Below are 26,479 nucleotides of genomic sequence, written 5' to 3' on the forward strand. Positions count from 1 at the left end.
CTCCCCGGCGCTTGTTTGGCCGCCCGTGATCGGCCTTGCGCTCACCGCAACTGACCTGATTAGGAGAATCATCATGGCTTTCGAATTGCCGCCGCTGCCCTACGCACACGATGCCCTGCAGCCGCACATCTCCAAGGAAACCTTGGAATTCCACCACGACAAGCACCACAACACCTATGTCGTGAACCTGAACAACCTGGTGCCAGGCACCGAGTTCGAAGGCAAGACCCTGGAAGAGATCGTCAAGTCCTCTTCGGGCGGCATCTTCAACAACGCTGCCCAGGTCTGGAACCACACCTTCTACTGGAACTGCCTGGCGCCAAACGCCGGCGGTCAACCAACCGGCGCGCTGGCTGAAGCCATCAACGCTGCGTTCGGTTCGTTCGACAAGTTCAAGGAAGAGTTCACCAAGACCTCCGTCGGCACCTTCGGTTCCGGTTGGGGCTGGCTGGTGAAAAAGGCTGACGGTTCCCTGGCCCTGGCCAGCACCATCGGCGCCGGCAACCCGCTGACCAGCGGCGACACCCCGCTGCTGACCTGCGACGTGTGGGAACACGCCTACTACATCGACTACCGCAACGCGCGTCCAAAGTATGTGGAAGCGTTCTGGAACCTGGTCAACTGGAAGTTCGTGGCTGAGCAGTTCGAAGGCAAGACCTTCACTGCCTAAGCAGTCCTTGCAGTAAAAAAAGCCCGGCAATGCAGGCTGTGTGAAAACGCAGCCCACGCCGGTCTAAAGCAAATGCCCCGACTTGTCGGGGCATTTGCTTTTGCGGTTTCGGATAGCAAAAAAGGGCTTTTCAGCCCATCAACTCCATCATTTTTCGCACCCCCGAAACGTTTATGGCTCTTTTCAGGTTGTACACCTGCATCGCTAGCGCCATTTCCGTTCGTGTACCGTCGAGTTGGCGAAGCAGGAACCGGGCGGCAGATTGCTAGGTTTTCACACAGCCTGAATTGCCGGGCTTTTTCATGGTTAGCGCAAACCCCACGAGGAACTCTCACAGCGTCAGCCGCCACTTATTCGGTGAGGGGATACGACCCCTTAACCTATCGGAGAAATCATAATGACAATAAGCGCAGCCTCCGCAATCTCGCTGGGTGGCGATCTATTGAAAGCCGCAATTCCTGTCGTTGGCGAAGTGGTAAAAGCTATTGCACCACTGATCCAACCCTTAGCCGACGCAGTAGCAAAGAAAATCGGCGCAGAGAGTCCAAAGAGCGAATCCACCGAACCGATACAGTTCGCCGCCCTGACCAACAAGGCTCAGCAGACGATCAGTTTCATTAAATAAACGATAGCGCCAGGGCAGGAGCAGGACCAATCCGATCCTGCTCCTGCGGCTTTTGACTCCGCTATCGCACGGGGCATGCCAGGGAATATGTGGGCTTAACGCCTCGAGGAATTCTCCACCATATGGCGGCCTATTAGCTCCATTATGTTTTGGTTATTGTTGCCGACCCCATAGTTGATTGTTGAATTTGACTGCCCTAGACCCGTGCCACCCAAGACCGCGCTTAACGCGCCTTTTACGAACTGCCCGCCAACATCCCCTAACACTTTAAAACCCTGCCCAACCATAGGGGCCGCAGCCGCAGCCACTGCAGGCAACGCTAATCCTGCCAATGCCATAACCATAAATAAGTACTCCAGTATTCAACGAGAGGCTCATTCCCCTCACCGCGTGGGTGGCAATTTCCGCGAGCTGGGTTCCACTTTTCTCAACATTTCCCGCTTAACCGAATGTCCCTTTGACTGCCACCCTCAGATTGCCAATACTCATGGCATATTGAGGCTACCCGCATGGAACAAGGAATCCCCCTTTGAAGCTGGAACTCAAAAACAGCTTGTCGGTGAAGTTGCTACGGGTCGTGCTGCTGTCGGCCCTGGTCGTGGGTGTAGCGCTGAGCGTGGCGCAGATCGTCTTTGATGCCTACAAAACGCGCCAGGCCGTGGCCAGCGATGCCCAGCGCATCCTCGACATGTTCCGCGACCCCTCGACCCAGGCCGTCTACAGCCTGGACCGCGAGATGGGAATGCAGGTCATTGAGGGCCTGTTTCAAGACGATGCGGTACGCATGGCGTCCATCGGCCATCCCAACGAAACCATGCTCGCGGAAAAAAGCCGCGCCTTGCAGCAATCCCCCAGCCGTTGGCTGACCGACCTGATTCTTGGCCAGGAACGCACGTTCACCACGGCATTGGTGGGCAAAGGTCCCTACAGCGAGTACTACGGCGACCTGAGCATCACCCTCGACACCGCCACGTACGGCAAGGATTTTATTGTCAGCTCGGTGATTATCTTTATCTCCGGAGTGCTTCGGGCCCTGGCGATGGGCCTGGTGTTGTACCTGGTCTACCACTGGCTGCTGACCAAGCCGTTGTCGCGGATCATCGAGCACCTGACGTCGATCAACCCGGACCGGCCCAGCGAACACAAGATCCCCCAGCTCAAAGGCCATGAACGCAATGAACTGGGGCTGTGGATCAATACCGCCAACCAGTTGCTCGAATCCATCGAGCGCAACACCCACCTGCGTCACGAGGCCGAGAGCAGCCTGCGTCGCATGGCGCAGTACGACTTCCTGACCGGGTTGCCCAATCGCCAGAAGCTGCAGGAACAACTGGACAAGATCCTCATCGACGCCGGCCGCCGACAGCGCCGCGTGGCGGTGTTGTGCGTGGGCCTGGACGACTTCAAGAGCGTCAACGAGCAGTTCACCTACCAGGCCGGCGACCAATTGCTGCTGGCCCTCGCCGACCGTTTGCGCGCCCATAGCGGCCGCCTCGGCGCCCTCGCCCGCCTGGGGGGCGACCAGTTCGCCCTGGTGCAGGCCGACATCGACCAACCCTACGAAGCCGCGGAGTTGGCGCAAAGCATCCTCGATGACCTCGAAGCGGAATTCGCCCTCGACCACGAACAGATCCGCCTGCGCGCCACTATAGGCATCACCCTGTTTCCGGAAGATGGCGACAGCACCGAGAAGCTGCTGCAAAAAGCCGAACAGACCATGACCCTGGCCAAGAGCCGGTCACGCAACCGCTACCAGTTCTATATCGCCAGCGTCGACAGCGAAATGCGCCGCCGCCGCGAACTGGAAAAAGACCTGCGCGACGCCTTGAGTCGCAACCAGTTCCACCTGGTGTACCAACCGCAAATCAGCTACCGCGACCACCGTGTGGTGGGCGTCGAAGCGTTGATCCGCTGGCAGCACCCGGAACATGGCCTGGTGCCGCCTGACTTGTTCATCCCATTGGCCGAACAGAACGGCACCATCATCGCAATTGGCGAATGGGTACTGGACCAGGCCTGCCGGCAGTTGCGCGAATGGCATGACCTGGGTTTCACCGAGTTGCGCATGGCGGTCAACCTGTCCACCGTGCAGTTGCACCACACCGAGTTGCCGCGAGTGGTCAACAACCTGATGCAGATCTACCGCCTGCCGCCGCGCAGCCTGGAGCTGGAAGTCACCGAAACCGGCCTGATGGAAGACATCAGCACCGCCGCCCAACACCTGCTGAGCCTGCGCCGCTCCGGAGCGTTGATCGCGATTGACGACTTCGGCACCGGCTATTCATCCCTCAGCTACCTGAAAAGCCTTCCCCTGGACAAGATCAAGATCGACAAGAGCTTCGTCCAGGACCTGCTGGATGACGACGACGATGCCACCATCGTGCGGGCGATTATCCAGCTGGGTAAAAGCCTGGGCATGCAGGTGATCGCCGAAGGCGTGGAAACCGCGGAACAAGAGGCCTACATCATCTCCGAGGGTTGCCATGAGGGGCAGGGCTATCACTACAGCAAACCGCTGCCGGCGCGGGAATTGGCCGCGTATCTGAAACAGTCAGAGCGCAATAACGCCGCGATTCTTTGAACCGAGAAAACGATACTGAATATTTCCCGCGTTTAAGCCTTTACACAAAATGCAAATCTTTCGCATTATGTCGCAGTTTTGCGCTCCCCCCCGCGCGCCCTATCAACAACCGAAGCAGGATGTTCGCCATGATTCGTATGCCCCTGGCCACCGCCAGTCTGCTGGCCATTGCCATTTCTCTCGCCGGTTGCGGCGAAGGTAAAGACAAGGCCGCCGCGCCACAGGCGCCGACCCCGGCTGCCAGCACTACCGCTCCAGCGGCTGCCACCCCTGCCGGCCAAGTCGACGAAGCGGCTGCCAAGGCCGTGGTCGCGCATTACGCTGACATGGTGTTCGCGGTCTACAGCGACGCCGAATCCACCGCCAAAACCCTGCAGACCGCCATCGACGCGTTCCTCGCCAAGCCGAACGACGAAACCCTGAAAGCCGCCCGCGCGGCCTGGGTTGCCGCACGCGTCCCGTACCTGCAGAGCGAAGTGTTCCGCTTCGGCAACACCATCATCGACGACTGGGAAGGCCAGGTGAACGCATGGCCGCTGGACGAAGGCCTGATCGACTACGTCGACAAGTCCTACGAACACGCCCTGGGTAACCCAGGCGCGACCGCCAACATCGTCGCCAACACTGAAGTCCAGGTCGGCGAAGACAAGGTCGACGTGAAGGAAATCACCCCGGAAAAACTTGCCAGCCTCAACGAGCTGGGCGGTTCCGAAGCCAACGTCGCCACCGGCTACCACGCCATCGAATTCCTGCTCTGGGGCCAGGACCTGAACGGCACCGGCCCTGGCGCCGGCAACCGTCCAGCATCGGACTACCTGACCGGCGACGGCGCCACGGGCGGCCACAACGAGCGTCGCCGCGCCTACCTGAGCGCCGTGACCCAGCTGCTGGTGAGCGACCTGGAAGAAATGGTCGGCAACTGGAAGCCAAACGTCGCCGACAACTACCGCGCCACCCTGGAGGCTGAACCGGCCACCGACGGCCTGCGCAAAATGCTGTTCGGCATGGGTAGCCTGTCCCTCGGCGAACTGGCTGGTGAGCGTATGAAAGTGTCCCTGGAAGCCAACTCGCCGGAAGACGAGCAGGACTGCTTCAGCGACAACACCCACAACTCGCACTTCTACGACGCCAAGGGCATCCGCAACGTCTACCTGGGCGAATACACCCGCACCGACGGCACCCAGCTGACCGGCGCCAGCCTGTCGTCCCTGGTGGCCAAGGTCGACCCGGCTGCCGACAGCGCGCTGAAGGCAGACCTGGCAGCGACCGAAGCGAAGATCCAGGTCATGGTTGACCACGCCAACAAGGGTGAGCACTACGACCAGTTGATCGCGGCCGGTAACGATGCGGGCAACCAGATCGTACGTGACGCCATCGCGGCGCTGGTCAAGCAGACCGGTTCGATCGAAGCGGCGGCGGGCAAGCTGGGCATCAGCGACCTGAACCCGGACAACGCTGATCACGAGTTCTGATCAACGCCGAGTTGAATGAGGCGGCCTTCGGGTCGCCTTTTTTATGCCTGCATCAAACACCACAAACCCCATGTGGGAGCGGGCTTGCTCGCGAATGCGCTGTATCAGTCACTGGATATTTGGCTGACCCACCGCATTCGCGAGCAAGCCCGCTCCCACACAAGCCCACTCCCCCATTTGCTCGGTACCGCCTGAAGGGGCCGGTTTACAAGACCTGCACCCCAGGTAGAATGGCGCCTCTGCCCAATCACCCGAGCTCACTTCATGGCGTTGCCGACCCTACGCATCATCGGTTTCATCATCGGCATCTTCCTGATCACCCTCGCAATCGCCATGGTGGTGCCCATGGCCACCCTGGTGATCTTCGAACGCACCCGCGACCTGCCCTCGTTCCTGTGGGCCAGCATGATCACTTTTCTCGCCGGCCTGGCCCTGGTCATCCCCGGTCGCCCCGAACACGTGCACCTGCGCCCACGGGACATGTACCTGCTCACCGTCACAAGCTGGGTAGTGGTGTGCATCTTTGCCGCGCTGCCGTTCCTGCTGACCCAGCACATCAGCTACACCGACTCGTTTTTCGAAAGCATGTCCGGCATCACCGCCACCGGCTCCACCGTATTGAGCGGGCTGGACAGCATGTCGCCGGGCATCCTGATGTGGCGCTCGCTGCTGCACTGGCTCGGCGGTATCGGTTTTATCGGCATGGCAGTGGCGATCCTGCCGCTGCTGCGCATCGGTGGCATGCGTCTGTTCCAGACCGAATCCTCGGACCGCTCGGAAAAGGTCATGCCGCGCTCGCACATGGTGGCGCGCCTGATCGTGGCGGCGTACGTGGGCATCACCATCCTGGGCAGCCTGGCGTTCTGGTGGGCCGGCATGGGTTTGTTCGATGCGATCAACCACGCGATGTCGGCGATCTCCACCGGCGGTTTCTCCACCTCCGATGAGTCGCTGGCCCACTGGAAACAACCGGCGGTGCACTGGGTCGCGGTGGTGGTGATGATCCTCGGCAGCCTGCCGTTTACCCTGTATGTCGCCACGTTGCGCGGCAACCGCAAGGCGCTGGTCAAGGATCAGCAGGTGCAGGGCTTGCTCGGCTTGCTGTTGGTAACCTGGCTGGTGCTCGGCACCTGGTACTGGTGGACCACCGACCTGCATTGGCTGGACGCCCTGCGCCACGTGGCGCTGAACGTTACCTCGGTGGTGACCACTACAGGTTTTGCACTGGGGGACTACAGCCTGTGGGGCAACTTCTCACTGATGCTGTTTTTCTACCTGGGCTTTATCGGCGGCTGCTCCGGCTCCACGGCGGGCGGGATCAAGATCTTCCGCTTCCAGGTCGCCTACATCCTGCTCAAGGCCAACTTGAACCAGTTGATTCACCCTCGCGCGGTGATCAAGCAGAAGTACAACGGCCACCGTCTCGACGAAGAAATCGTACGCTCGATCCTGACTTTTTCGTTCTTCTTCGCCATCACCATCTGCGCCATCGCCCTTGCACTGTCGCTGCTCGGCCTGGACTGGATGACCGCGCTGACCGGCGCTGCCAGCACGGTGTCCGGCGTCGGCCCGGGCCTGGGGGAAACCATCGGCCCGGCCGGCAACTTCGCCAGCCTCCCGGATGCGGCCAAGTGGATCCTGTCGCTCGGCATGCTGCTCGGCCGACTGGAGATCATTACGGTCTTTGTTCTGTGTATTCCGGCGTTTTGGCGCCACTGACCGTCGACGCTTCGAGCAACCGCGTCCGGTATTCACCGGGCGTGGCATCGAACCAGCGACGGAAGGCGCGGAAGAAATTGCTCGGGTCGGCAAACCCCAACAGGTAGGCAATTTCCAGCAGGGTCATGCTCGGTTGCGCCAGGTATTGCTCGGCCAGTTCGCGACGGGTGTCATCAAGCAGGGTCTGAAAACTGGTGCCCTCCTCCTGCAATCGCCGTTGCAGGGTGCGCTGGGACAGGTGCAGCGTCTGCGCCACCACTTCGCGCTTGGGCTCGCCCTGGGGCAACAGGCGGCACAGCACCTGCCGGGCCTTGTGGGTCACGCGGCTTTCCGAGAAGCGCGCCAGGTACTCACCGGCAAACCGATCATGCAGCAGCGCCATGGCCTCGTTGGCGGTGGGCAGCGGCGCCTCCATGTCGGCCTGCTCGAAAATCAGTGCATCGTAGGCCGCGTTGAATTCCAGCGGGGCATGGAAGGCTTGTTTGTACGGCCCCAGGTCCACCGGGTGATCGCCTTGCAACAGCACTTTACGCGGCTGCAGGGTGCGGCCGCTGAGCCAGCCGCACAGCGCCAGAGCACTGGCCAGCGAGGCTTCGGCGCTTTGCCGGGTGGGCGGCAAGTGATCGCCATGCACCGTCAGAATCAGCGCATAGCCTTCAGGTAGCAGGCGGAAACTCAGGTCGGCACTTTCGGCAATGATCCGCTGGTAACGCACCAGGCGCATAAAACCCTCGGCCAGCGTGTTGCTCGACATCAACGCATACCCGGCCACATGAAACGAGGCCGGGCGCACCACCTTGCCCATGTTCAGACCAATTGCCGGGTTGCCGGACAGTTCCACCGCGCGCTGCCACAGGCGGGTCATGGAGTCTTGCGCAAACCGTGCATCGGGGTCATTCAGGGCGGCGTAATCCAGGCCCAGTTGCTTGAACAGCGTCCGGCAGTCCAGGCCATCCATTTCCAATGCCTTGACTATCCCCATCGCCCAGCTTGCAGAAGTTGTTCGTTCGCTCATGGCGTCTTCTTAATAAAGCAGGCTTAAACGGCAGCCAGGAAAGCCAAGGATACTAAAGTGGCATCTATTGTCACTGGCCGTTACCACTGATCACTCTAGACTCAAATAAGCTCCCCGCCGAACATCTGTTGGGCGGCACAACAATCAAAGGGCCGGCAATCGTGGAAAATATCAAGCAATTCAATAGCTTTGCTGAGTTCTACCCGTATTACCTGGGCGAGCATGCCAACAGTACCTGCCGGCGCCTGCATTTCATCGGCACCACCCTGGTGATCGGCATCCTGGCCTATGCCATTGGTCGGGGCTCATTGGCGTTGCTGCTGGCCATACCGATTGCCGGCTACAGCTTTGCCTGGATCGGCCACTTCTTCTTCGAAAGGAACCGCCCGGCGACCTTCAAGCACCCGTTCTACAGCTTATTGGGGGATTTCGTGATGTATCGCGACATGATCCTCGGCAAAGTCCCGTTCTAGACGTGTGACCCCATGTCACTTGCGTTAAATGATCAAAGTTCCGACATCCGCCGACAGAAAAATCTTTTTGTCATTTGCAGTGCTGTATCCTGCCAAGGCTTTTTGAGAGCGCGGAATCACCTGCGATTGAAAAAACAGACCTTGCGAGGAGCGACGACGATGCACGAGATACCTAATCTCCCCTTCCCAAGCCTGCACGAAACTGAGCAGCCAACACCGCAGCAGGCCAGCCCAAAGCAGCCTGAGGCCAAAGAAGCAAAACCAGTCGACGGCAAAAGCCAGGGCTGACGCCGTAACAGACCGTGTGGAAAGCGCAGCTTTGCGCGCTTTCCACACTGCCTGAATAGACCTGGATAGACACCATGACAGATACCCCGGATACCGCCGTCCTCGACGCTGCCTTGCAGATGGTCGACGTCTGGAACCGCCTCAGCGCGGACAAACAAGCCCTGCTGCTCAAGCGCTTTGGCACCCAGGAAAACGCCTTGGCCGCCCTGGTCACCACCCAATTGCTCGCCCCGTCCAAGTCCTGACGTCTTTCTGATCTGACGTTTTTGGAATTTACCGCCCTGCGTGGGCCAAACCATCGGTATCATTAGCAGCCTATCTTTACCTGCTGCGACTGTGGACCTCTCCCATGCCAGATACCCAGCGCCCCATGGCGGTCACGCTGCAAGTTGTTTCCATCGTGTTGTTTACCTTTATCGGCTACCTGAATATCGGCATCCCCCTCGCCGTATTGCCCGGCTATGTCCACAGTGAACTGGGCTACGGCGCCGTTATCGCCGGCCTGGTGATCAGCTTGCAATACCTGGCCACCCTGCTGAGCCGCCCGTATGCCGGCAAAATCATCGACAACCTGGGCAGCAAGCGCGCGGTATTGATCGGGTTGGTCGGCTGTGGCCTGAGCGGTGTGTTCATGCTGCTGGCCGCGTGGTTTTCCAGCCTACCGGCGATCAGCCTGGGCAGCCTGCTCATCGGGCGCCTGGTGCTGGGCAGCGCGGAAAGCCTGGTGGGCTCTGGCGCCATCGGCTGGGGCATCGGCCGTGTCGGCGCGGCCAATACGGCCAAGGTCATTTCGTGGAATGGTATCGCCAGTTATGGCGCCCTGGCCGTCGGCGCACCGTTGGGCGTGTTGCTGGTGAAAAGCCTGGGCCTGTGGAGCATGGGCGTCAGCATCATCCTGCTCGCCGTCATCGGCCTGCTGCTGGCCTGGAAGAAGGAAGCCGCGCCCATCGTCGCAGGCGTGCGGCTGCCGTTCATGAACGTGCTGGGCCGCGTGCTGCCCCACGGTTGCGCGCTGGCGCTGGGCTCGATCGGATTCGGCACCATCGCCACCTTTATCACCCTGTATTACACCACCCAGCACTGGGACAACGCGGTGTGGGCCCTGAGCCTGTTCGGCGCGAGCTTTATCGGTGCGCGCCTGTTGTTTGGCAACTTGATCAACCGCATCGGCGGCTTTCGCGTGGCGATTGCCTGCCTGTCGGTGGAGATCCTTGGCCTGCTGTTGTTATGGCTGGCGCCGGACGCCAACCTGGCCCTGGCGGGCGCGGCATTGAGCGGCTTCGGTTTTTCCCTGGTGTTTCCGGCGCTGGGCGTGGAGGCGGTCAACCTGGTACCCGCCTCCAGCCGTGGCTCGGCGGTGGGCGCCTACTCGTTGTTCATCGACTTGTCCCTGGGGATCACCGGACCGCTGGCTGGGGCGGTCGCGGCCGGCTTTGGCTTTGCATCGATCTTCCTGTTCGCCGCCCTCGCTGCCCTCGGTGGCTTGCTGCTCAGCGTTTACCTGTACCGCCAGGCGCCCAAGGCCCGCGAAACGCGCGGCGACTAAAAGTCGACCTTGCCGCGCCCGGCCTTGATGTTGCCGCGCTTGGTCTTGGATTCGAGGCGACGCTTTTTCGAGCCCAGCGTCGGCTTGGTCGGGCGGCGCTTCTTCTCGACCTTGGTGGCACTGAGGATCAACTCCACCAGACGCTCCAGCGCATCCGCGCGGTTCTGCTCCTGGGTCCGATACTGCTGAGCTTTCAACACCAGCACGCCGTCACTGGTGATGCGGCTGTCACGCAGCGCCAGCAGCCGCTCCTTGTAGAACTCCGGCAACGACGACGCCGGGATGTCAAAACGCAGGTGCACCGCGCTCGACACCTTGTTGACGTTCTGCCCACCGGCGCCCTGGGCGCGAATGGCGGTCAGCTCGATCTCGGCATCGGGCAAGTGCACATTGTTGGAAATCACCAGCATCAATCAAAAACCCTAAGCAACGGACAAGCCCAACTCGGACAACAACATCGACGCCTGGGCTTTGGAAATCACGGCGCCTTTGAACAGTTTGGCATCATTGAAGCGAAAACCGCTCAAATCCAAGCCGATCAGGCGTAAAGGACCGCTGTGCCGGTCACGCATTAAAACGAGGCGCGAGTCTAACCCGCCAGCGCCCACAAAAAACCCGGCAAAGCGCCGGGTTCCGTGTTTTCGGGCGTTGGCTTATTTCAACGCCGCATTCGCCGAGGCTTGCATCGCTTCGGCACTGCGCTTGTTCTTGATGCCATAACACACCGCCATAAACGCCACCCACACCGGGATCGCGTACACCGACACCTGGATGCCCGGGATCATCAGCATCACCACCAGGATAAACGCCACGAACGCCAGGCAGATGTAGTTGCCGTACGGGTACCACAGCGCCTTGAACAACGGCACCTGGCCGGTGCGGTTCATGTGCTGGCGGAACTTGAAGTGCGAGAAGCTGATCATCGCCCAGTTGATCACCAGCGTGGCCACGACCAACGACATCAGCAGTTCCAGCGCGTGCTGCGGGATCAGGTAGTTCATCAGCACCGCCACCAGCGTCACTGCCGCCGAGGCGAGGATCGAACGCACCGGCACGCCGCGCTTGTCGATCTTGGCCAGCGCTTTAGGCGCATCGCCCTGCTCGGCCATGCCCAGCAGCATACGGCTGTTGCAGTACGTGCCGCTGTTGTACACCGACAGTGCCGCGGTCAGGACCACGAAGTTGAGGATGTGCGCAGCGGTGTTGCTGCCGAGCATCGAGAACACTTGCACGAACGGGCTGCCGCTATAGGCATCGCCGGACGCGTTGAGGGTGGTCAACAGGCTGTCCCACGGGGTCAGCGACAGCAGCACAACCAGCGCGCCGATGTAGAAAATCAGGATGCGGTAGATCACCTGGTTGATCGCTTTCGGGATCACGGTGCGTGGCTGGTCGGCTTCGGCAGCGGTGAAGCCGAGCATTTCCAGGCCGCCGAAGGAGAACATGATGATCGCCATGGCCATCACCAGGCCGCCAACGCCGTGGGGGAAGAAGCCGCCGTGTTCCCACAGGTTGCTCACCGAAGCTTGCGGGCCGCCGCTGCCGCTGACCAGCAGGTAGCTGCCCAGGGCGATCATGCCGACAATGGCCACCACCTTGATGATCGCGAACCAGAACTCGGCCTCACCGAAGACTTTGACGTTGGCCAGGTTGATCAGGTTGATCAACACGAAGAACGCCGCCGCCGAGACCCAGGTCGGGATCTCCGGCCACCAGTAATGCACGTATTTGCCGACGGCCGTCAGCTCCGACATGCCCACCAGGATGTACAGGATCCAGCAGTTCCAGCCCGACAGGAAGCCGGCGAAACCGCCCCAGTACTTGTGGGCAAAGTGGCTGAAGGAACCGGCGACCGGCTCTTCGACGATCATTTCGCCAAGCTGGCGCATGATCATGAAGGCGATGAAGCCGCAGATGGCATAGCCCAGGATCATCGACGGGCCGGCGGATTTGAGCACCCCGGCCGAGCCGAGGAACAGGCCGGTACCGATGGCGCCACCGAGGGCGATCAGCTGGATATGACGATTTTTCAGGCCGCGTTTCAGCTCGCCTGAAGAGGAATGGGGTCCACTCATGAAAAGGGTCTCACGCAAGGTTTGATGATGTTGAATACACGTAGCTGCCGTGAATCTCGACTCAAGCAGCCCCGCTCAAACCCCAGCGCAGGCACCAGGAGTACAGCGTCGTTCTAAGGGTCATGCGTCACCTGTTTGTTTTTATCTGTGACGAAATCGAACCCGTCCGGCTCGTAGCCAAACGGAGTGATCAGGGTAGGCAAACCCTGAGGTCTTGGCCTTTCGCGTGGTTGCGCAAGGAGGGGTCACAGTAAAACGCGGCGCATTGTACACCGCTCGACTGCTTGGGGCCGCTCTCGAATGGTGCGTGCGACGAACTGTCAGGTATTCCTTACGGCAACCGCTACGCCAATGAACCCGCCACAGACTCGTAAATTTATCGTTACAGCGCGGAAAACCTACGTTACGGCTGTCAGTTTTAGAAAAATTGGCGGTCGCCGATTCGTTCAAAATCAGCACCCCCAGCCTGCTGTATTTCCTCAGGAAAAAATCCCCATGGAAAACCACAACAAAAATCGCCAATGGAACCGTGTCATTAAATTTTTTGCTTTCTGAAACACTCTCTCCTAGGTTCAAACCACTTGCCGGTCGGCAAGCCATTCTGAAAATGCCTTCAAGGAGAGACAGCATGCACACACTGGAAAACGCTCTGGAAACCGAACTGCAACTCGACGATTGGTTTGAAGCCCCTACCCATGAGGCCGCCGTGGAAATGATGCAAGCGGACGCCGTGGTGCCGTTTGGCACCGCCATGTGGCCGTAACGCCCGACAGGCTCCCGGCAGGTGCTGTGCACGGCACCTGCCCCCCTTACCCAAGGCACACAAGGACACCCGTCATGGACAAGGCCCGCGCCGTCGAACACTTTCTTTACTACCTCGCCCACCACCCGGCCCTCGCCGGCCTGAGCTGCCCCACCATACTGCTGGGCCACACTGCGCGATATGAGGCGATTGCCCTGGCCATCACCCAAGCCAGCGCCGCGCGTTTCAACTTCCAGGTGCAGCGCCTGGATCTGGTCAGCAGCGAGACCCTGGCCCAGGCCATCGAAACCTGCGACCTGTACCTGTTCCTGTACGACTCGTCGACACTGCCCAACCCCAGCGCCCAAGGCCCGGCGTTTATCCGCGACCTGCAAGGGGTGATGGCGGAGCACTGGCAGAAGTCCCTGCTGTTCAAGGATTACGGCGACTACTTCTACGACACCTTCAGCGTCGAGCCCCAGCGCATCGCCGACCTCAACGCCACGCTGATCCGGCGCCTGTCCCAGGCCCAGGTGCTGAGCTTTACCGACAAGCACGGTTCACGCCTTCAGGCGCCGCTGAGCAGCGTGCGCAAGTGGACCAATATCAACGGCGTCGGCAACCACGACCTGGCGCCCGGCGAAATCGCCACCCACAGCGAAGCCATCAATGGCCAGGTACGGTTTGTCGGTACTTTCCTCAGCACCATCCCGTTTGCGCGCAAGTACGGCGTGCTGCAATCGCCACTGCAGTTGTGGATCGAAAATTCGACGGTGTGCAGCGTGGCCAGTGATGTGCCGGGGCTGGTGGAGGATTTCAACAAGTACCTGAACGCCAACCCGTCGAACCGGCGCGTGGAGGAATTGGGGATTGGCACCAATGAAGGGGTCAAGGATCTGTATGCGCGCAATGCGGGCTTCGAGGAGCGCCACTGCGGCTTGCACCTGGGCTTGGGCGGCGGGCAGAAAGGCAGCCACCATCTGGACCTGATCTTCGCCAGCGGGGTGTTGGCACTGGATGACAAGCCGGTGTTTGATGGCAGCTTTGCCTTCTGAATCCCGCTATCAGCAGCGCTGGGGAGCCCCCACACACATTTTTTGAATGGCAAAAAAAAACGCCAACCCGAGGGTTGGCGTTTTCAGGCCGCGCTTAAAACATCACTGCGGCTTCTTGCGACCAAAACCAGGACGCTGGCCCGAACCGGCCGGCGCGCCACGGCGCTTGCCCGACGGCTCGTCCGCGACCAGTTTCGGGCCAGGGCGCTTGTTCGCCGCCGGCTTGGCTGGACGCTTGGTGCTGGCGTTGTCGGCCGGGCGCTCGGCTTCACCACGGTTGCTGCGACCACCCGTCGGAGCCGGACGCGGTGCACGTGGAGCGCGCTCGCCTTCCTGACGCGATGGCGCGGTTGGGCGGCGCTCGCCTTCGATGTGCGGCTCACGGGAGATACGACCGCCGGTGGCCGGTGCATTCAACGCTGGGCGCAGCGTGCGCGCAACACGCTCGGTACGCGCCACAGGACGCGACGATTTACGCTGCATACGCTCAAGCTTGTCTTTGCTCTTGGCATTCATCTGCGGCATGGCGACCGGCGTCAGGCCGACTTCGGCGCTGAGGATGTCGACTTCGTACTGGCTCATTTCGCGCCAGCGGCCCATCGGCAGGTCGGAGTTCAGGAACACCGGGCCGAAACGCACGCGCTTCAGGCGGCTGACCACCAGGCCCTGGGATTCCCACAGGCGACGGACTTCACGGTTACGGCCTTCCATCACCACGCAGTGGTACCAGTGGTTGAAACCTTCGCCGCCTGGAGCCTGCTTGATGTCGGTGAACTTGGCCGGGCCGTCTTCGAGGACCACACCAGCTTTCAGGCGCTCGATCATCTCGTCATCGACTTCGCCACGTACACGCACGGCGTATTCGCGGTCCATCTCATAGGACGGGTGCATCAGGCGGTTGGCCAGTTCACCGTCGGTGGTAAACATCAGCAAACCAGTGGTGTTGATGTCCAGGCGCCCGATGTTGATCCAACGGCCTTCTTTAGGCTTGGGCATCTTGTCGAACACGGTCGGACGGCCTTCCGGGTCGTCACGGGTGCAGATCTCGCCATCGGGCTTGTTGTACATGATCACGCGGCGCACCGATTCGGCGGCTTCTTCACGCTTGATGACCTTGCCATCAATGGTGATTGCATCGTGCAGGTCGACGCGCTGGCCGAGGGTGGCCTCGACGCCGTTGACCTTGATGCGCTTCTGGGTGATCCAGGCTTCGACGTCGCGGCGCGAGCCCACGCCGATACGCGCCAGCACCTTTTGCAGTTTTTCGCCTGCTGGGCCGATTTCCTGGCTGTCGTTCTGGTCTTTGTCGTTCATCTTAAGCACCTCCCGGTGGGTCGATTCAGGCGTGGCCTGAAGAGTGTTGAAAGCGGGGTCTTGGCCGAAGAGGTCGGCGAAGGGTCGCGAATCATACGCGTATGGCGCGGGTTGCGCATCAGAGACTAGTCGATAAAGGCAAAGTCGCCTGCCTTGCACCGACCAGTGGCCCACAGCAGATCAACATGTGGGAGCGAGCTTGCTCGCGAATGCGGTGTGTCAGTTACCACATAAGCCAACTGATAGAACGCTTTCGCGAGCAAGCCCGCTCCCACAGGGGGTTCAGCAGTGTTTGTGAGATTGAATCAGTCTTCGAGTTCGCGGCGTTCCGCTTCGATGGCTTCGGCCAGCGCGCGGGCTTCGGCTTCTTCGTCGCTCAGGGCCGGCTGTTCGAGGGCGGCGACGGCGGCCAGGAGTTTTTCACGGGCTTGGGCAACGCCCAGGATGTCTTCCTCGGGTTCGGGTTCGGGTTCGGGTTCGGGTTCGGGTTCGGGTTCGGGTTCGGGTTCGGGTTCGGGCTCAGGCTCAGGCTCAGGCTCAGGCTCAGTATTTTCCAGGGCCTCAGGCTCAGCGGCACCATCACGCAGCAGGTCGTCAAAGTCAGTCTTGATGCCCTGCTCCATGTCATCCAGTTCCAGCAACAGCGTATGGAAGCTGGTTTCATCCTTCGGCTCTTCCGGCTCGGCGCTGGCATCGGCCAGCTCCTGCAAGCCAGCCGGCACCGGCGCGTCATCGAAGTCGAGCACCGGCTCGGCTTCCATCTCGCGCAGTTCGGCCAACGGCGGCAAGTCATCGAGGTTTTTCAGGTTGAAGTGGTCGAGAAACACCTTGGTGGTGGCAAACATCGCCGGTTTGCCGGGCACGTCGCGGTAGCCGACGATGCGAATCCACTCGCGCTCCAGCAGGGTCTTGACGATATGGCTGTTGACCGCCACGCCCCGTACGTCCTCGATCTCGCCCCGGGTAATCGGTTGGCGATAGGCGATCAGCGCCATGGTCTCCAGCATCGCCCGCGAATAACGCTGCGGGCGCTCTTCCCACAGTCGGCCGACCCACGGGGAAAACTTCTCACGGATCTGCAAGCGATAGCCTGACGCAACTTCGCGCAATTCAAAGGCTCGGCCATCGCAGGATTTGCGCAGAATCTCCAGCGCCTTCTTGAACACCGGCGGCTCAGGGCGCTCGGCTTCTTCAAACAGTTCGAACAGGCGCTCCAACGATTGGGGCTTACCCGAGGCCAGTAGAAAAGCCTCCAGGAGCGGGGCCAGTTCGCGGGGTTCAGTCAGATTCATCGATTCAGCTCTTTATTCGGCTCGCGCCCGCACGTGGATAGCCGCAAAAGGCTCATTCTGGACCAGCTCGACCAAGGATTCCTTGACCAATTCAAGGACCGCCATGAAGGTCACCACTACCCCCAAACGCCCTTCTTCTTTCGTGAACAGCTCGACGAACGGCACAAACCCGCCGCCCTTGAGGCGCTCGAGCACATCACTCATGCGTTCGCGGGTGGACAGCGCCTCGCGGCTGACCTGATGACTCTCGAACATATCGCCACGGCGCAGCACCTCGGCCATGGACATCAACAATTCTTCCAGGCTTACATCCGGCAACAGCTTTCGGGCGCGGGCCTCGGGCGCATCCAGCTTGGGCACCACCACGTCACGACCGACGCGGCTCAGACCGTCGATACCTTCGGCAGCAGCCTTGAAACGCTCGTACTCTTGCAGGCGACGGATCAGTTCGGCACGCGGGTCGTCTTCTTCGGCTTCCACTGTCTCCGAACGCGGCAGCAGCATGCGCGACTTGATCTCGGCGAGCATCGCGGCCATCACCAGGTACTCGGCGGCCAACTCCAGGCGCACCGACTGCATCAGCTCGACATAGCCCATGTACTGGCGGGTGATTTCCGCCACCGGGATGTCGAGGATGTTGATGTTCTGCTTGCGAATCAAGTACAGCAGCAGGTCCAGCGGGCCCTCGAAGGCTTCCAGGAAGACTTCCAGGGCGTCCGGCGGGATGTACAGGTCCAGGGGCATTTCCATGACCGCCTGGCCATAGACCATGGCAAATGGCAGTTCCTGCTGGGCGCCGGCCTGGGGATCAACGGTTTGCACAGCGGACATTCAGGCCTCGACCATGAACGGCGCCGGATCGCCGCAACCGACGCGGATCACTTCCGGCTCGCCATCGGCCAGGTTGATCACGGTGGAGGCTTTGTTGCCGCCGAAGCCACCGTCGATGATCAGGTCGACCTGTTTTTCCAGGAGTTGGCGCATTTCGTACGGATCTTCCAGCGGCTCGGTTTCACCGGGCATGATCAGCGACACGCTCATCAACGGCTCACCCAGCTCGGCCAGCAGCGCCAGGGCGATGGGGTGCTCGGGTACGCGCAGGCCGATGGTGCGCTTCTTCGGGTGCAGCAACAGGCGCGGCACTTCGCGGGTGGCGTTGAGAATGAAGGTGTAGGGCCCCGGCGTGTGGGCCTTGAGCAGGCGGAACGTGCCGGTGTCGACCTTGGCGAACAGCCCGAGTTGGGACAAGTCGCTGCAGATCAGCGCGAAGTTGTGTTTGTCATCCAACTGGCGCAGGCGGCGCACACGTTCGACCGCGCCCTTGTCGCCGATCTGGCAACCGATGGCGTAGGACGAGTCCGTCGGATAGATCACCACGCCGCCGGCGCGAATGATCTCCACAGCCTGTTTGATCAGGCGCGCCTGGGGGTTTTCCGGATGAATCTGGAAGAATTGACTCACGTGTTCTACCTGTTCAGACGGTGGCAGTAATGGGGTCATGCTTGAATCGCCCCGACAAGAGCGGCAGGTCATCAGGTACCTGGCGATACTCGCCGATTTCGGACCAACCACCTGGGCCATGAAAGTCACTGCCGGCGCTGACCAGCAGACCAAATTCGCGGGCAAGGATCGCCAGGCTGCCCACCTGTTCGGCGGGCTGGTGCCCGTTGACCACTTCGATTGCGTGGCCGCCTGCTCCAATATAGTCGCTGATCAGCTTGCGGCGCTTGCTGCGGGTGAAATCGTAATGCCATGGATGTGCCAGGCTGACCCAGGCGCCGGAGGCGCGCAGGGTCTCGACCGTGTCTTCCAGGGTCGGCCAGTGTTGTTTGACGTCGCCCAGCTTGCCGGCGCCCAACCATTTGCGGAAAGCTTCGGCGCGGTCTTTGACAAACCCTTCGCGCACCATCCAGTCGGCGAAATGCGGCCGGGCCGGGGCGTTGCCACTGTCCCCCAGCTCCTGCTGGATGGCACGGGCGCCGTCGAGGGCGTTGGGCATGCCTTTGAGGCCGAGTTTGCGACTGATTTCTTCGGAGCGCAGCCAGCGGCCATCATGCAACGCCGCAATGGCGGCCACCAGCGGCGCGGCTGTTTGATCGAAACCGTAGCCGAGCACGTGAATGGTGGCGCCGCCCCAGGTGCAGGACAATTCCACGCCGTTGACCAGTTGCATGCCCAGCGCCTGCGCCGCCGTGCGGGCTTCATCGAGGCCCTCGAGGGTGTCGTGGTCGGTCAACGCCAGGACTCGCACGCCTTTTTCAAACGCACGCGCAACCAGTACCGCGGGCGCCAGGGCGCCGTCGGAGGCCGTGCTGTGGCAGTGCAAATCAACATTCACGGGAGTGTGTAACCTCAAGTCAGCTGGCGCTTTCGCTACCAAGGATGTTTGTTATTATGCCGCCACATCCAGCTTCTGGCTCTTACTGTGAAACAATTCATCGACTTCATCCCGCTGTTGCTGTTTTTCATCGTTACCAAACTCGACCCCAGGGTCATCGATATCGCCGGTCACCAGCTCTCGTTCGGAGGCATCTACAGCGCCACCGCCGTACTGATCATCAGCTCTATCGTCGTCTACGGCGCCATCTTCATCTCCCAGCGCAAGCTGGAAAAAAGCCAATGGCTGACCCTGGTCGCCTGCCTGGTATTCGGCGGCCTGACCCTGGCCTTCCACAGCGAAACCTTCCTCAAATGGAAAGCGCCGGTGGTCAACTGGCTGTTCGCCCTGGTGTTTATCGGCAGCCACTTCATCGGTGACCGCCTGCTGATCAAGCGGATCATGGGCCACGCGCTGACCCTGCCGGAGCCGGTGTGGACACGCCTGAACATCGCCTGGATCGTGTTCTTCATCTTCTGCGGCGCCGCCAACCTGTTCGTCGCGTTTACATTCCAGGACTACTGGGTCGACTTCAAGGTCTTCGGCAGCCTGGGCATGACCGTGCTGTTCCTGGTCGGCCAGGGCATCTACCTGTCGCGCCACCTGCATGACGCCGCCCCCACCACGCCAAAAACCGAGGACTGACATGCTCTACGCCATCATTGCCACCGACGTTGCCAACTCGCTGGAAAAACGCCTGAGCGTCCGCCCGGCCCACGTCGAGCGCCTCAAGCAGCTGCAAGCCGAAGGCCGCATCGTACTGGCCGGCCCGCACCCGGCGGTAGACAGCAACGACCCGGGCGAAGCCGGTTTCACCGGCAGCCTGATCGTTGCCGAGTTCGCCTCCCTCGCCGATGCCCAAGCCTGGGCCAAGGCTGATCCGTATGTCGCGGCCGGCGTTTATGCCGACGTGGTGATCAAGCCGTTCAAGCAAGTCCTGCCTTGACCGGGGTCCGTGCCGAACCTATTGCGTTCGGCACACTCCCAATGGCTCATTATTCTCGGTAACCTGCCGACAACGTTCTGAATATTCGTGTGGAATCAGGAGTTCCGATGCGCTTACGTCAGTTGTGTCTGTTGGTAGTGTTAACGATCGGGGCTACGGCCCACGCTGAAGAAACCCCTAACACCGGCAATTCGACGCCTCTGTCGTTGAGTGCCGGCAGCCAGATCACCGAGTTGCAGCAACGCTTGAAAGAAAGCGAACGCCAGCGCGATGAACTGAGCAAGCAACTGCAAAACGCGGACGCCGCCCGCGAAAGCGCGCAATTGAGTCGTCTTCGCCAAGAGAACCAACGCCTGGCCCAGCAACTCAAAGAGACGCAGGGCGGCGCCTTGACCCGCTGGCTGACCGAGCAACAACAGTGGTTTGTCACCGGCGGGGCCGTCGCATTGATCGCCTTGCTGTGCGGGATCTTCGCCAGTGGTGGGCACCGTCGCCGTCGACAATGGCTAAATTGAGTGAGTCATGAGCGAGCTGTTACTGATAGATGATGACCAGGAGCTCTGTGAGCTGCTGAGCAGTTGGTTGAGCCAGGAAGGTTTCCAGGTGCGCGCCTGCCATGACGGCTCTAGTGCGCGCAAAGCCCTGGCCGACAGTGCGCCCGCCGCCGTGGTGCTCGACGTAATGCTGCCCGACGGCAGCGGACTCGAGCTGCTCAAGCAATTGCGCACCGACCACCCCGAGCTGCCCGTGCTGATGCTGTCGGCCCGTGGCGAACCGCTGGACCGCATCCTCGGCCTGGAACTCGGCGCCGACGATTACCTGGCCAAGCCCTGCGACCCCCGCGAACTCACCGCCCGCCTGCGCGCCGTGCTGCGCCGCAGCCACCCGGCCGCGGTCTCCACGCAGATGGAACTGGGCGACCTGTGCTTCAGCCCGGTGCGCGGTGTAGTCAGCATCGACGAACAGGAATTCACCCTCACCGTCTCCGAAAGCCGCCTGCTCGAAGCCTTGCTGCGTCAGCCCGGCGAACCGCTGGATAAACAGGAACTGGCGCAGATTGCCCTGGGCCGCAAGCTGACCCTTTACGATCGCAGCCTGGACATGCACGTCAGCAACCTGCGCAAGAAGATCGGCCCGCACCCCGATGGCCGGCCACGGATCATGGCACTGCGTAGCCGCGGCTACTACTACAGCCTTTGAGCCATCCGCTGTCCCTGTGGGAGCAGGCCCGCTCCCACACGCGGTGTTCTGACGCGCAAGTTTTTGTCAGGCCCGACCAAAACCCTCTTTACCCAAGCTTTACGCTCCCCTGACCGCCGCTGACCTTGATCTCCGTAATCTACTCACATCCGGACTCACCGGAATAGAGACAGGAGAATCACCATGCGCAAGCCCCTTATCGCTTTGATGTTCGCCGCAGCCCTGCCAACCGTCGCCATGGCAGCAATGCCTGAAGGCCCAGGCCCGATGGGCGGTCCGGAAGGCCACATGATGGGCGGCCCGGGCCACGGCGGTGAACACGGTCCGCGTGGCAAAGGCGGCCCCTTCAGCCAACTGGACCTGAGCAAGGAACAGCGCCAGCAGATCGGCAAGTTGATGGGCGACCAATGGCACGCTCGCAAAGACCTGACCAAGAAGTACCTGGACAAACTGCCAGCCGCTGACCAGAAAGCCATGCAGGACGAAATTGCCGCCAGCAAGCAGAAAACCCAGGCGGACATCCGCGCGGTACTCAAGCCTGACCAGCAGAAGAAGTTCGACGAGATCGTCAAGAAACAAGCCGAGCGTCGTGCCGAGTGGAAGGAATTCCAGGCCTGGAAAGCGCAACAGCCGCAAAAAGCGCAATAATGCCCACGCGTTAACGCTCCCAGCCCAGTGGCCACCGCCACTGGGCTTTTCCTGTTTGAGGGTTTCCTGTGCGTTCATTGTTCTGGCGGATCCTGGCCAGTTTCTGGCTGGCCATCGCCCTGGTTGCCGGGTTGTCGATCCTGCTTGGGCATATGCTCAATCAAGATGCCTGGATTCTCAGCCGCCACCCTGGCCTCAACAACCTGGCGCAAGAGTGGACCGAGCTCTACGAATCCCAAGGCGAAGACGCCGCCCAGGACTTGCTGCAACAGCGCAAGCGCCAGTACCACATCGACGTGCAAGTGCTGAACGAAAGCGGCGACCCGGTAGTACGCGGCACCTTCCCGCGCCGCGCCGCCGCCTTCGAGGCCCGCCAGAACGACAGCCAGGACGGCCACCTGCCCTGGCGCCGCCTGACGGCCGAATACACCAGCGAAAAAACCGGCGACACCTACCTGCTGATCTACCGCATTCCCCACCCGGAACTGGATGCCTGGCACCGCAACAGCCTGCTGTGGCCGCTCAGCGCGCTAGCGATTGCGCTGGTGGTACTGACGCTGTTCAGCCTGCTGGTGACGCTTTCCATCACCCGCCCCCTCAGCCGCCTGCGCGGTGCGGTGCACGACCTCGGCCAAGCCACCTACCAGCAGAACAGCCTGGCGCAACTGGCCAACCGCCGCGATGAGTTCGGTGTACTCGCCACCGACTTCAACCGCATGGGCGCGCGCCTGCAAAGCCTGATCGGCAGTCAGCGCCAATTGCTGCGCGACGTATCCCACGAACTGCGCTCGCCCCTGGCCCGTCTGCGTATCGCCCTGGCCCTGGCCGAACGCGCCAGCCCCGAAGAACGAGAAAAGCTCTGGCCACGCCTGACCCGCGAATGTGATCGCCTCGAAGCCTTGATCAGCGAAATCCTGGTGCTGGCGCGCGTCGATGCCGACAACGCCAGCGCCGAAGACATCGACCTCAGTGCATTGCTCAAGACCCTGCAAAAGGACGCCCAACTCGGCGCGCCGGATCAGCTCGTACAACTGAGTGCAGCGCCCGACCTGCAGCTCAAAGGCTGGCCGACCATGATCGAACGCGCCGTGGACAACCTGCTGCGCAATGCCCAGCGCTTCAATCCGCAGGGGCAGCCCATCGAGCTGGCTGCGCAACGCCAGGGCGAACGCATCCTGATCAGCGTGCGCGACCACGGTCCCGGCGTCGATGCCGAACACCTCAGCCAGTTGGGTGAACCGTTCTACCGCGCCCCCGGCCAGACCGCCCAAGGCCATGGCCTGGGCCTGGCGATTGCGCGCCGCGCCGCCGAGCGCCATGGTGGCAGCCTGACCCTGGCCAATCACCCTGACGGCGGCTTTATCGCCAGCATCGACCTGCCGTTGGAACCTGGAGTTGTCACACCGGCCTGATCATCTCTTATAGTGGCCCTTCTCTTACGGAGGGCCTTTGATGACTGACTTGCTGACACCCATCCAAGCCGCACTCGATCTGCCGCACACCCCACTGACCTTGACCGAGGCCGGTGCCCTGCCCTCGACCTTCGCTGTCACCGAACTGGCTGCCGCCAGCCTCGGCGCCGCTGGCCAGGCCGTGGCCCAGTTGATCCAGCAACAGACCGGGCGCCTGCCCAACGTCAGTGTGGACCGACGCCTCGCCTCCTTCTGGTTCGCGTCCTCGCTCCGCCCGCTGGGCTGGCAAGTGCCGCCGCTGTGGGACCCGGTGGCCGGCGACTACCCCAGCGCCGATGGCTGGATACGCTTGCACACCAACGCCCCCCATCACCGTGCCGCCGCCGAACGCGTGTTGGGCCAGGTTGCCGAGCGCAAGGCGATGGCCGCCAAAGTCGCCGCGTGGAACGCCGCAGAATTGGAGCAGGCGATTGTCGATGAGGGCGGGTGCGCCGCGCAGATGCGCACTTGGCAGGCCTGGCAGGCACATCCCCAGGGGCTGGCCGTCAACGCCGAAGCGCTGGTGCAGCGCCAGACCTTCGACACCACCACCGACCAGCCCTGGCTCGGTTCGGTGGCGCGCCCGCTGGCGGGCATCAGGGTGCTGGACCTGACCCGCGTGCTGGCCGGTCCCGTGGCCAGTCGTTTTCTTGCCGGCCTGGGTGCCGATGTGTTGCGCATCGACGCGCCCACCTGGAACGAACCCGGTGTCGTCCCGGAGATGACCTTGGGCAAACGCTGCGCCCGCCTGGACCTGAAAACCGCGCAAGGCCGACAGGTTTTCGAAGCCTTGCTCAAGGACGCCGACATCCTGTTTCACGGCTACCGCGCCGATGCCCTTGAACACCTGGGCTACACCGCCAGCGAGTGGCAGACCCTCGCCCCCGGCCTGATCGACGTAAGCCTCAACGCCTACGGCTGGAGCGGCCCATGGCGCAACCGCCGGGGCTTCGACAGCCTGGTACAGATGAGCAGCGGCATCGCAGACGCCGGCATGGCCTGGAAACACACGGACAAACCGGTGCCACTGCCGGTGCAGGCGCTGGATCACGCCACGGGGTATTTGATGGCGGCCGCGGCCATCCAAGCCTTGAGTGAACGATTGAAGACCCGACGCGGTGGCTCGGCGCGGTTGTCACTGGCACGCACGGCGAGGTTATTGATGGAAGCTGGACAGGTGCCGGAACAACCGGCGTTGCGTGCCGAAACGCCGGGCGATCAGGGTTTGCTGGTGGAGCAGACGGCGTGGGGCCAGGCCCATCGGTTGCTGGCGCCGCTGAGTATCAGCGGCTCACCGTTGCAGTGGGATTTGCCGGCGGGGGAACTGGGTTCACATCGGGCGCAGTGGTGACCTGAAGGTCGCCTTCGCAGGCAAGCCTGCTCTCACATTGGATAGGCGGCGCAGTCAACATGTGAGAGCGGGCTTGCCCGCGAAGAGGCCAGTACCGTCACCCCCTCACAAACTCAACACTCCGCTGTACAACCCATACGCCGCCAACCCCGCCCCCGCAATCACGCAGCTGAAAATGCCTTTCTCCATGTGGGTGAACAACGGCTGCCCCTGCTCGCGCTTGGCCAGGGCAAACAGAATCACCCCCGGCGCATACAACAGCGCCGACAGCAGCAGGTATTTCAACCCGCCGGCATAGAGCAGCCACACCGCATACCCCAGCGCGATCAAGCCCACCAGCAGATCCTTCATGCGTCGGCCCTGTTCACCTTCATAGGTTTCACCGCGCCCACTCAACAGCACCGCATACGCCGCCGACCACAAATACGGCACCAGGATCATCGACGAAGCCAGATAGATCAACGTGGTGTAGGTGCTGTGGGAAAACAGCGTGATCACCAGGAAGAGTTGGATCATCACGTTGGTCAGCCACAGCGCGTTGACCGGCACCTGATTGGTGTTTTCCTTCTTCAAAAACGCCGGCATGGTCTTGTCATGGGCCGTGGCATAGAGGATTTCGGCACACAGCAGCGCCCACGACAGCAATGCGCCGAGCAACGACACGGCCAGGCCGATGCTGATCGCCATTGCCCCCCACGGCCCGACGATATGTTCCAGCACGCCCGCCAGGGAGGGGTTTTGCAGTTGCGAGAGCTGCGACTGGCTCATGATCCCCAATGACAACACATTCACCAGCACCAACAGCGCCAGCACACCGAGAAAACCGATCAAGGTGGCGCGGCCCACGTCCGAGCGTTTTTCGGCGCGCGCCGAGTACACGCTGGCACCTTCAATGCCGATGAACACAAACACGGTGACCAGCATCATGTTGCGCACCTGATCCACCACCGTGCCGAGTTTCGGATTGCCCAGGCCCCAGACGTCACGGGTGAAGATGTCGGCCTCGAACGCCACCACGGCGATCACGATAAACATCACCAACGGTACGATCTTCGCCACGGTGGTGATCTGATTGATGAACGCCGCCTCCTTGATCCCGCGCATCACCAGGAAATGCACGGCCCACAGCAGCAGCGACGCACAGCCGATGGCCACCGGCGTATTGCCCTGGCCAAACACCGGAAAAAAGTAACCGAGGGTGCTGAACAGCAACACGAAGTAACCGACGTTGCCCATCCATGCGCTGATCCAGTAGCCCCAGGCCGACGAAAACCCCATGTAGTCGCCAAACCCCGCCTTGGCATAGGCATACACGCCTGAATCCAGTTCAGGCTTGCGATTGGCCAGGGTCTGGAACACAAACGCCAGGGTCAACATACCGATGGCGGTAATTCCCCAGCCGATCAACACCGCACCCACCTCGGCACGGGCGGCCATATTTTGTGGCAGGGAAAAAATTCCGCCGCCGATCATTGACCCCACCACCAGGGCGATGAGGGCACTGAGTCGAAGCTTCTGGGCCGGTTGGGACATGCAGACTCCTAGCTAAAACAAAAATCAGCTGACAACTGTGCACTCAACTACGGACGCAAATGAGTGTAGCGCTTAATAGCGATAGCAAATAAAACTCGGCTGTTCA

28 protein-coding genes are annotated in these 26,479 nt (G+C 61.4%); 18 read left to right on the forward strand and 10 right to left on the reverse strand.

The window, feature by feature from the left end; genetic code table 11:
• Window positions 1-73: 73 nt before the first annotated feature.
• The 5 genes from AC3ISR_RS21840 to AC3ISR_RS21860 all read left to right on the forward strand — a co-directional run bounded on the left by AC3ISR_RS21840 (window position 74) and on the right by AC3ISR_RS21860 (window position 7,067).
• A complete protein-coding gene (locus AC3ISR_RS21840; protein ID WP_192301010.1) occupies window positions 74-670 on the forward strand; it encodes a superoxide dismutase in 597 nt (198 codons plus the stop codon).
• A 397-nt stretch (window positions 671-1,067) separates the two neighbouring features.
• On the forward strand, window positions 1,068-1,295 hold the full coding sequence (locus AC3ISR_RS21845; protein ID WP_192299388.1) for a hypothetical protein: 228 nt from the start codon (window positions 1,068-1,070) through the stop codon (window positions 1,293-1,295).
• A gap of 529 nt (window positions 1,296-1,824) precedes the next feature.
• Window positions 1,825-3,876, forward strand: coding sequence for a putative bifunctional diguanylate cyclase/phosphodiesterase (locus AC3ISR_RS21850; protein ID WP_192299389.1), 2,052 nt, complete (start codon window positions 1,825-1,827; stop codon window positions 3,874-3,876).
• A 128-nt stretch (window positions 3,877-4,004) separates the two neighbouring features.
• On the forward strand, window positions 4,005-5,348 hold the full coding sequence (locus AC3ISR_RS21855) for an imelysin family protein (RefSeq protein ID WP_192299390.1): 1,344 nt from the start codon (window positions 4,005-4,007) through the stop codon (window positions 5,346-5,348).
• Between the two features lie 264 nt (window positions 5,349-5,612).
• Window positions 5,613-7,067, forward strand: a complete 1,455-nt coding sequence (locus AC3ISR_RS21860) for a TrkH family potassium uptake protein (RefSeq protein WP_192299391.1) — start codon at window positions 5,613-5,615, stop codon at window positions 7,065-7,067.
• Here the strand turns inward: AC3ISR_RS21860 and AC3ISR_RS21865 are convergent.
• Window positions 7,024-8,082: an AraC family transcriptional regulator gene (locus tag AC3ISR_RS21865; RefSeq protein WP_192299392.1), complete on the reverse strand. Its 1,059-nt coding sequence runs from the start codon at window positions 8,080-8,082 to the stop codon at window positions 7,024-7,026. The two genes, AC3ISR_RS21860 and AC3ISR_RS21865, sit on opposite strands and share 44 nt — an antisense overlap.
• A gap of 161 nt (window positions 8,083-8,243) precedes the next feature.
• Between AC3ISR_RS21865 and AC3ISR_RS21870 the strand changes: the two genes are divergently transcribed.
• The 4 genes from AC3ISR_RS21870 (at window position 8,244) to AC3ISR_RS21885 (ending at window position 10,389) form a co-directional block, all read left to right on the forward strand.
• Entirely contained in the window at window positions 8,244-8,555 is a 312-nt protein-coding gene (locus tag AC3ISR_RS21870; RefSeq protein WP_192299393.1) for an Mpo1-like protein, read from the forward strand.
• 12 nt (window positions 8,556-8,567) lie between these two features.
• Window positions 8,568-8,843, forward strand: coding sequence for a hypothetical protein (locus tag AC3ISR_RS21875; protein WP_192299578.1), 276 nt, complete (start codon window positions 8,568-8,570; stop codon window positions 8,841-8,843).
• Between the two features lie 74 nt (window positions 8,844-8,917).
• Window positions 8,918-9,088: a hypothetical protein gene (locus tag AC3ISR_RS21880; RefSeq protein ID WP_226456230.1), complete on the forward strand. Its 171-nt coding sequence runs from the start codon at window positions 8,918-8,920 to the stop codon at window positions 9,086-9,088.
• A 104-nt stretch (window positions 9,089-9,192) separates the two neighbouring features.
• A complete protein-coding gene (locus tag AC3ISR_RS21885) occupies window positions 9,193-10,389 on the forward strand; it encodes an MFS transporter (protein WP_226456231.1) in 1,197 nt (398 codons plus the stop codon).
• Here AC3ISR_RS21885 and arfB read toward each other — a convergent pair.
• The 3 genes from arfB to AC3ISR_RS21900 form a co-directional block, all read right to left on the reverse strand.
• Window positions 10,386-10,799 (reverse strand): alternative ribosome rescue aminoacyl-tRNA hydrolase ArfB, encoded by a 414-nt coding sequence (gene arfB / locus AC3ISR_RS21890; RefSeq protein ID WP_192299396.1) that lies wholly within the window; start codon window positions 10,797-10,799, stop codon window positions 10,386-10,388. The two genes, AC3ISR_RS21885 and arfB, sit on opposite strands and share 4 nt — an antisense overlap.
• Window positions 10,800-10,811: 12 nt before the next feature.
• Window positions 10,812-10,961: a hypothetical protein gene (locus tag AC3ISR_RS21895; RefSeq protein ID WP_463984271.1), complete on the reverse strand. Its 150-nt coding sequence runs from the start codon at window positions 10,959-10,961 to the stop codon at window positions 10,812-10,814.
• 81 nt (window positions 10,962-11,042) lie between these two features.
• Window positions 11,043-12,464, reverse strand: coding sequence for an amino acid permease (locus tag AC3ISR_RS21900; protein WP_463984270.1), 1,422 nt, complete (start codon window positions 12,462-12,464; stop codon window positions 11,043-11,045).
• A gap of 628 nt (window positions 12,465-13,092) precedes the next feature.
• Here AC3ISR_RS21900 and AC3ISR_RS21905 point away from each other — a divergent pair.
• Together AC3ISR_RS21905 and AC3ISR_RS21910 are read left to right on the forward strand one after the other, a co-directional pair.
• The gene (locus AC3ISR_RS21905) at window positions 13,093-13,227 is read left to right on the forward strand and encodes a hypothetical protein (RefSeq protein WP_263864820.1); all 135 of its coding nucleotides are present in this window, start codon (window positions 13,093-13,095) and stop codon (window positions 13,225-13,227) included.
• Window positions 13,228-13,301: 74 nt separating this feature from the next.
• Window positions 13,302-14,261 (forward strand): M29 family metallopeptidase, encoded by a 960-nt coding sequence (locus AC3ISR_RS21910; protein WP_489324428.1) that lies wholly within the window; start codon window positions 13,302-13,304, stop codon window positions 14,259-14,261.
• 102 nt (window positions 14,262-14,363) lie between these two features.
• Here the strand turns inward: AC3ISR_RS21910 and rluB are convergent, their stop codons facing one another.
• The 5 genes from rluB to AC3ISR_RS21935 all read right to left on the reverse strand — a co-directional run bounded on the left by rluB (window position 14,364) and on the right by AC3ISR_RS21935 (window position 19,205).
• On the reverse strand, window positions 14,364-15,575 hold the full coding sequence (gene rluB, locus AC3ISR_RS21915) for a 23S rRNA pseudouridine(2605) synthase RluB (RefSeq protein WP_192299399.1): 1,212 nt from the start codon (window positions 15,573-15,575) through the stop codon (window positions 14,364-14,366).
• A 305-nt stretch (window positions 15,576-15,880) separates the two neighbouring features.
• Window positions 15,881-16,867, reverse strand: a complete 987-nt coding sequence (gene scpB / locus AC3ISR_RS21920; protein WP_489324429.1) for an SMC-Scp complex subunit ScpB — start codon at window positions 16,865-16,867, stop codon at window positions 15,881-15,883.
• A gap of 12 nt (window positions 16,868-16,879) precedes the next feature.
• A complete protein-coding gene (locus AC3ISR_RS21925; protein ID WP_489324430.1) occupies window positions 16,880-17,698 on the reverse strand; it encodes a segregation and condensation protein A in 819 nt (272 codons plus the stop codon).
• Window positions 17,699-18,328 carry an L-threonylcarbamoyladenylate synthase gene (locus tag AC3ISR_RS21930; protein ID WP_192299401.1) on the reverse strand — a complete coding sequence of 210 codons (630 nt, stop codon included), beginning with the start codon at window positions 18,326-18,328 and terminating at the stop codon, window positions 17,699-17,701.
• Window positions 18,329-18,341: 13 nt separating this feature from the next.
• Window positions 18,342-19,205, reverse strand: a complete 864-nt coding sequence (locus AC3ISR_RS21935) for a PHP domain-containing protein (RefSeq protein ID WP_192299402.1) — start codon at window positions 19,203-19,205, stop codon at window positions 18,342-18,344.
• Between the two features lie 87 nt (window positions 19,206-19,292).
• Here AC3ISR_RS21935 and AC3ISR_RS21940 point away from each other — a divergent pair, with 87 nt between their 5' ends.
• The 7 genes from AC3ISR_RS21940 to AC3ISR_RS21970 all read left to right on the forward strand — a co-directional run bounded on the left by AC3ISR_RS21940 (window position 19,293) and on the right by AC3ISR_RS21970 (window position 24,840).
• A complete protein-coding gene (locus AC3ISR_RS21940; RefSeq protein WP_192299403.1) occupies window positions 19,293-19,889 on the forward strand; it encodes a septation protein A in 597 nt (198 codons plus the stop codon).
• Between the two features lies 1 nt (window position 19,890).
• A complete protein-coding gene (locus AC3ISR_RS21945; RefSeq protein WP_010208140.1) occupies window positions 19,891-20,190 on the forward strand; it encodes a YciI family protein in 300 nt (99 codons plus the stop codon).
• 107 nt (window positions 20,191-20,297) lie between these two features.
• Window positions 20,298-20,705, forward strand: a complete 408-nt coding sequence (locus AC3ISR_RS21950; protein WP_192299404.1) for an SH3 domain-containing protein — start codon at window positions 20,298-20,300, stop codon at window positions 20,703-20,705.
• 7 nt (window positions 20,706-20,712) lie between these two features.
• Entirely contained in the window at window positions 20,713-21,390 is a 678-nt protein-coding gene (locus AC3ISR_RS21955) for a response regulator transcription factor (RefSeq protein WP_192299405.1), read from the forward strand.
• Window positions 21,391-21,573: 183 nt separating this feature from the next.
• Entirely contained in the window at window positions 21,574-22,038 is a 465-nt protein-coding gene (locus AC3ISR_RS21960; RefSeq protein WP_463984266.1) for an LTXXQ domain protein, read from the forward strand.
• Between the two features lie 68 nt (window positions 22,039-22,106).
• Window positions 22,107-23,450: a sensor histidine kinase gene (locus AC3ISR_RS21965; protein WP_192299407.1), complete on the forward strand. Its 1,344-nt coding sequence runs from the start codon at window positions 22,107-22,109 to the stop codon at window positions 23,448-23,450.
• 40 nt (window positions 23,451-23,490) lie between these two features.
• Entirely contained in the window at window positions 23,491-24,840 is a 1,350-nt protein-coding gene (locus tag AC3ISR_RS21970; RefSeq protein WP_192299408.1) for a CoA transferase, read from the forward strand.
• A 105-nt stretch (window positions 24,841-24,945) separates the two neighbouring features.
• Here AC3ISR_RS21970 and arcD read toward each other — a convergent pair whose 3' ends face one another.
• Window positions 24,946-26,373, reverse strand: coding sequence for an arginine-ornithine antiporter (gene arcD, locus AC3ISR_RS21975; RefSeq protein WP_192299409.1), 1,428 nt, complete (start codon window positions 26,371-26,373; stop codon window positions 24,946-24,948).
• Window positions 26,374-26,479: the final 106 nt, after the last annotated feature.

Source organism: Pseudomonas sp. GL_117, assembly GCF_057835125.1.

What these genes read in the sequence shown, in the direction of transcription:
- AC3ISR_RS21960 (WP_463984266.1), top strand. Translation starts at nt 21,574, where the DNA reads ATGCGCAAGCCCCTTATCGCTTTGATGTTCGCCGCAGCCCTGCCAACC.
- AC3ISR_RS21925 (WP_489324430.1), bottom strand. Translation starts at nt 17,698, where the DNA reads ATGTCCGCTGTGCAAACCGTTGATCCCCAGGCCGGCGCCCAGCAGGAA.
- AC3ISR_RS21875 (WP_192299578.1), top strand. Translation starts at nt 8,568, where the DNA reads ATGTCACTTGCGTTAAATGATCAAAGTTCCGACATCCGCCGACAGAAA.
- AC3ISR_RS21970 (WP_192299408.1), top strand. Translation starts at nt 23,491, where the DNA reads ATGACTGACTTGCTGACACCCATCCAAGCCGCACTCGATCTGCCGCAC.
- AC3ISR_RS21840 (WP_192301010.1), top strand. Translation starts at nt 74, where the DNA reads ATGGCTTTCGAATTGCCGCCGCTGCCCTACGCACACGATGCCCTGCAG.
- AC3ISR_RS21900 (WP_463984270.1), bottom strand. Translation starts at nt 12,464, where the DNA reads ATGAGTGGACCCCATTCCTCTTCAGGCGAGCTGAAACGCGGCCTGAAA.
- AC3ISR_RS21860 (WP_192299391.1), top strand. Translation starts at nt 5,613, where the DNA reads ATGGCGTTGCCGACCCTACGCATCATCGGTTTCATCATCGGCATCTTC.
- rluB (WP_192299399.1), bottom strand. Translation starts at nt 15,575, where the DNA reads ATGAACGACAAAGACCAGAACGACAGCCAGGAAATCGGCCCAGCAGGC.
- AC3ISR_RS21855 (WP_192299390.1), top strand. Translation starts at nt 4,005, where the DNA reads ATGATTCGTATGCCCCTGGCCACCGCCAGTCTGCTGGCCATTGCCATT.
- AC3ISR_RS21945 (WP_010208140.1), top strand. Translation starts at nt 19,891, where the DNA reads ATGCTCTACGCCATCATTGCCACCGACGTTGCCAACTCGCTGGAAAAA.
- arfB (WP_192299396.1), bottom strand. Translation starts at nt 10,799, where the DNA reads ATGCTGGTGATTTCCAACAATGTGCACTTGCCCGATGCCGAGATCGAG.
- AC3ISR_RS21885 (WP_226456231.1), top strand. Translation starts at nt 9,193, where the DNA reads ATGCCAGATACCCAGCGCCCCATGGCGGTCACGCTGCAAGTTGTTTCC.
- AC3ISR_RS21895 (WP_463984271.1), bottom strand. Translation starts at nt 10,961, where the DNA reads ATGCGTGACCGGCACAGCGGTCCTTTACGCCTGATCGGCTTGGATTTG.
- AC3ISR_RS21955 (WP_192299405.1), top strand. Translation starts at nt 20,713, where the DNA reads ATGAGCGAGCTGTTACTGATAGATGATGACCAGGAGCTCTGTGAGCTG.
- AC3ISR_RS21905 (WP_263864820.1), top strand. Translation starts at nt 13,093, where the DNA reads ATGCACACACTGGAAAACGCTCTGGAAACCGAACTGCAACTCGACGAT.
- AC3ISR_RS21845 (WP_192299388.1), top strand. Translation starts at nt 1,068, where the DNA reads ATGACAATAAGCGCAGCCTCCGCAATCTCGCTGGGTGGCGATCTATTG.
- arcD (WP_192299409.1), bottom strand. Translation starts at nt 26,373, where the DNA reads ATGTCCCAACCGGCCCAGAAGCTTCGACTCAGTGCCCTCATCGCCCTG.
- AC3ISR_RS21910 (WP_489324428.1), top strand. Translation starts at nt 13,302, where the DNA reads ATGGACAAGGCCCGCGCCGTCGAACACTTTCTTTACTACCTCGCCCAC.
- AC3ISR_RS21880 (WP_226456230.1), top strand. Translation starts at nt 8,918, where the DNA reads ATGACAGATACCCCGGATACCGCCGTCCTCGACGCTGCCTTGCAGATG.
- scpB (WP_489324429.1), bottom strand. Translation starts at nt 16,867, where the DNA reads ATGAATCTGACTGAACCCCGCGAACTGGCCCCGCTCCTGGAGGCTTTT.
- AC3ISR_RS21950 (WP_192299404.1), top strand. Translation starts at nt 20,298, where the DNA reads ATGCGCTTACGTCAGTTGTGTCTGTTGGTAGTGTTAACGATCGGGGCT.
- AC3ISR_RS21865 (WP_192299392.1), bottom strand. Translation starts at nt 8,082, where the DNA reads ATGAGCGAACGAACAACTTCTGCAAGCTGGGCGATGGGGATAGTCAAG.